This is a genomic window from uncultured Clostridium sp. (genome assembly GCF_934754925.1).
Lineage (GTDB): Bacteria > Bacillota > Clostridia > Clostridiales > Clostridiaceae > Clostridium.
The window spans coordinates 1-1,524 of the sequence record NZ_CAKVJA010000122.1; the positions used below are offsets into that span (position 1 = coordinate 1).

1 protein-coding gene is annotated in these 1,524 nt (G+C 36.6%); it reads left to right on the top strand.

Features of this window, described 5'->3' with window-relative positions; translation table 11 throughout:
• Window positions 1–1,524, top strand: a 1,524-nt coding sequence (locus tag Q0G30_RS14370) for an iron-containing alcohol dehydrogenase (protein WP_294391475.1), incomplete at both ends; no start/stop codon positions are given.

Below are 1,524 nucleotides of genomic sequence, written 5' to 3' on the forward strand. Positions count from 1 at the left end.
CAGTCAATCATTGTTGATGAGTCAATCTACGATGCAGTTAAGACTGAACTTACAAAGCGTGGAGCTTTATTATTAAATCCAGAGCAATTAGAGGCTGTTCGTAAGACAATCATTGTCAATGGCGCATTAAATGCTAAAATTGTTGGACAACCAGCATGGAAAATTGCTGAATTAGCAGGATTTGAAGTTCCTAAGGATACAAAAGTTTTAGTTGGTGAAGTGACTGATACTTCATTAGAGGAACCATTCGCTCATGAAAAATTATCAGTTGTCTTAGCAATGTACAAATCATCTAATCATGCGGAAGCAGTGGATATGGCTGAAACATTAGTTAACCATAGTGGTCTAGGGCATACTTCAGCTATTTATGCAGATGAGTTACGTGCTGAAGCTGATATTCAAGCGATGGCATCTCGTATGCGTACAACAACATTCTTAATTAATCAACCAACAGCACATGGAGGAATTGGAGATATCTTTAACTTTGCTTTAGCGCCATCATTAACTTTAGGTTGTGGTTCTTGGGGGAATAACTCAGTATCAGAAAATGTAGGACCAAAACATTTAATTAATATTAAAACGGTTGCTAAAAGGAGAGAGAATATGCTTTGGTTTAAAGTTCCATCAAAAGTTTATTATAAATTTGGATGCTTACCAGTTGCATTAGAAGACTTAAACTTCGATGGTAAAAAACGTGCATTTATTGTAACAGATAAAGTGTTATTTGATTTAGGATATACAAAACAAGTCACGGATGAGTTAGATCGTTACGGAATTCAATATACAATGTTCACAGATGTTCATCCAGATCCATTACTATCAGATGCTAAAAAAGGTGCTGAAGCAATGGCCAACTTCAAACCAGATGTCATCATCGCCTTAGGTGGAGGATCTGCTATGGATGCAGCAAAAATTATGTGGGTATTATATGAACACCCTGAAACTAACTTCCAAGACCTAGCAATGCGTTTCATGGACGTTCGTAAACGTATCTATCGCTTCCCTCAAATGGGTAAAAAAGCTAGCTTAGTATGTATTGCAACTTCAGCTGGTACAGGTTCAGAAGTCACTCCTTTCGCTGTAATCACAGATGATGAAACAGGAATTAAATATCCATTAGCTGACTACGAATTAACTCCAACAATGGCAATTGTTGACCCAGTCTTAATGTTATCCATGCCAAAAGGATTATGTGCTGCTTCAGGTATCGATGTATTAACTCATGCTTTAGAATCATTAGTAGCAACAGTAGCAACAGAATATACAATTCCATTATCATTAGAATCAGCTAAATTAGTCTTTGATTACTTACCAGAATCTTATCATGGTGGAGCAGAAGCAAAAGTAGCTAAAGAAAAAATGGCTAACGCTTCATGTATGGCAGGGATGGCCTTCTCTAATGCAATGCTTGGATTATGCCACTCAATGGCTCATAAATTAGGGGCTAAATTCCATATTCCTCATGGTATTGCAAATGCATTATTAATTAATGAAGTTATCAAATATAATGCAACAGATGCACCA